The following is a 2,856-nucleotide window of genomic DNA, read 5'->3' on the forward strand; positions in this document are numbered from 1 at the left end:
TTTATGATGGATTTCGTAATAGGATGGGCATGACAATCACTCCTATTCCAAAAAAATAGTATAAAAAAAATAATATAAAAAAAATAATTTTATGAAAAAAATTTACGACAACGATTTTTATGAAAACAGAAATCAAGACACTTATGTTTCTGCACAAAAAATTTTAAATCTAATTTTCGAAAAGTCTCATCCAAAAAGTGTAATTGATTTTGGTTGTGGTGTTGGCACATGGTTAAAAGTGTCAAAGAATTTGGGCGCAACTAATGTTTTAGGTTTTGAGGGATCATGGTTAAATAAGTCACATTTAGAAATAGATGAAAATGAATTTCAATATGCTAATTTATCTGAGGCGGTTATAGTGGATGAAAAATATGATTTGGCCATATCTTTAGAAGTGGCTGAGCATATTAATGAAAAATTTGCTGATATTTTTGTGTCTAATTTAGTTAATGCATCTGATATTGTTTTGTTTTCTGCCGCTATTCCTTTTCAAAGAGGAAGTGGTCATGTTAATGAGCAGTGGCCTGAATATTGGATTGATAAATTTGCCAGTCATAACTATACTGTTATTGATTTTGTAAGACCCAAAATATGGAATGAAAATGGTATAAAAACTTGGTATAAACAGAATATTCTATTATATATAAATAAAGAAAAAATTTCTTTAATTGAAGAATTCAATTTTTCAACATCGAATCAATCTGATATGTATTCAATAGTTCATCCAAGTACTTTTATGCGACAGGTTGAATTAAGTCAACCTAAATACATGCCCCTTTTTAAAACATTGAAAGCACTCCCATATTTATTCTTTAGTCGAATTTTAAAAAAAATATTGAAATAAAAATCATTTTCAATAAGTCTTTTACTATAATGTAAATTTATTTTTTGTTAAATCAATATAATAGTAAACCAAAAAATGAACAACCAAATCATAGTAGCTCTACTTTTAGATGATTAAAATCAAAAAAAATGGGTTTTAGACATTGTTAATTTTTAAAAAACAACCCAAATTCTACTATTGTTGAAGTTGTCATTAATTCCACAAAAAAACACCCTCTTGATCTTCTTTTATGCATAGATTACTGAGGTTTTAAGATGCTAAATTATTTATCTCTAAAAGTAGTATTTTTAATGTAACTTTTATTTTTTTAGCTTCTGCTGCTGTTCATTAAGTAAAACCACTTTAAAAAATATAATGATTATTTAGATTAAGCTGCTATTCAATTTGTTTAAGATAAAAATCAAGATGCAATTATTAATTACAATTCAAGGGCCTATTTACATAAATAACATTTCTTAACTATGAAAATTTTAATCACTGGAGCTGCTGGCTTTATAGGAATGCATACTGTTCAAAAATTCGCCTTTTTAGGTTACGAAATTATCGCTTTAGATAATATCAATTCCTATTATGAAACCGATTTGAAATATGCGCGTTTAGCAGCACTAGGAATTGAAAGAAATGCTATAGTTTATAACAAATTAATTAAAGGTCATGGTGATAACATCTCCTTTATCCAATTAGATATTCAAGATGCTGGAAATTTGAATGTATTATTTGCAACTCAAAATTTTGATATTGTCATTCATTTAGCTGCACAAGCTGGTGTAAGGTATTCAATAACTAATCCTAGAGATTATATAGACAGTAATATCATAGGTTTTTATACCATTCTGGAAGCCTGTAGAAATTTTGAAGTACAACATTTACTATTTGCTTCTAGTTCCTCAGTTTATGGAGATACTGAAACTATTCCCTTTTCTGAAAATCAAAATACCGACTCTCCAGTAAGCTTTTATGCTGCAACCAAAAAAAGTAATGAAGTTATGGCGCATGCTTATGCTTCTCTATATGAATTAAAAATTACTGGATTACGTTTTTTTACTGTTTATGGTCCATGGGGAAGACCTGATATGGCTCCTGTTTTATTTGCCAAAGCAGGAACAGAAAGTCAACCTATAAAAGTGTTTAATAATGGAGAGCAAAGTCGAGATTTCACCTATATTGATGATATTGTTCAGGGGATTGTGCTTGTTGCTGAAAATAAATCTTTATTGAAGAATTATCAAATTTTAAACATAGGAAAAGGTAGTCCAGTTTCCTTAATGGATTTTATTCGTCTATTAGAAAAAGAATTGAATTTACAATTTGACTATCATTTTATGCCTCCTCAAAAGGGTGATGTAGTAACCACTTATGCTGATACTACAGCCATTGAAAAGTTAGGCTATAAAGCTTCAACTCCACTGGAAATAGGCATTCCTAAATTTGTTACTTGGTTTTTAAAGTATTATTATCATAATGAAAAAAATTAAAGTTCTTTATTTAATTGATACTTTAAATGTAGGAGGAGCCGAAAAAAGCTTGGTGGATATTGCTATTCATAATTCTATAGTTGAACCTATTTTTATTACAGTTTATAAAGGCGATAGCTTAGTAAATTTACTTAAACAAAATACTATTGAAGTACATCAATTAAATAATTCATTCAGATATGAATTTAATACAGTAGTCACTCAATTGCTGCCTTTAATTGATGCCATAAAACCAGATATCATTCACTCTACATTATTTCGCTCGGATATAATTGCTCGAAAAGTTAAGCAACATCGAAATATTCCTTTAATTTCAAGTTTTGTCAATAATACGTATCTGAAAGAGCGTTACAAAACCTTAAGTTTAGTTGGTAAATTGAAGTTATTTGGATGTCAGCTTATGGATAGATGGAGTGCTAAGAAAGTAGATTTATTTATATCTAATTCGGCCACCATTATGGAAAAAAATAGCAAAGCATTAGGTATTAAAAAAGACAAAGTTAAAGTAATTTACAGGGGACGTTCTTCCAAAAATTT

3 protein-coding genes are annotated in these 2,856 nt (G+C 28.5%); all 3 read left to right on the forward strand.

What is annotated here, in order from left to right; genetic code table 11:
• The first annotated feature begins 91 nt into the window (after positions 1-91).
• On the forward strand, positions 92-844 hold the full coding sequence (locus ACOYLT_RS11330; RefSeq protein WP_422853952.1) for a methyltransferase domain-containing protein: 753 nt from the start codon (positions 92-94) through the stop codon (positions 842-844).
• Between the two features lie 461 nt (positions 845-1,305).
• Positions 1,306-2,319: an NAD-dependent epimerase/dehydratase family protein gene (locus ACOYLT_RS11335; RefSeq protein WP_422853953.1), complete on the forward strand. Its 1,014-nt coding sequence runs from the start codon at positions 1,306-1,308 to the stop codon at positions 2,317-2,319.
• Positions 2,306-2,856: glycosyltransferase (locus ACOYLT_RS11340; protein ID WP_422853954.1), on the forward strand; the 551-nt coding region annotated here is incomplete at its 3' end. The genes ACOYLT_RS11335 and ACOYLT_RS11340, both read left to right, overlap by 14 nt.

Origin of the sequence: Flavobacterium sp. (assembly GCF_049318185.1) — a bacterium.
Lineage (GTDB): Bacteria > Bacteroidota > Bacteroidia > Flavobacteriales > Flavobacteriaceae > Flavobacterium.

What these genes read in the sequence shown, in the direction of transcription:
- ACOYLT_RS11330 (WP_422853952.1), top strand. Translation starts at nt 92, where the DNA reads ATGAAAAAAATTTACGACAACGATTTTTATGAAAACAGAAATCAAGAC.
- ACOYLT_RS11335 (WP_422853953.1), top strand. Translation starts at nt 1,306, where the DNA reads ATGAAAATTTTAATCACTGGAGCTGCTGGCTTTATAGGAATGCATACT.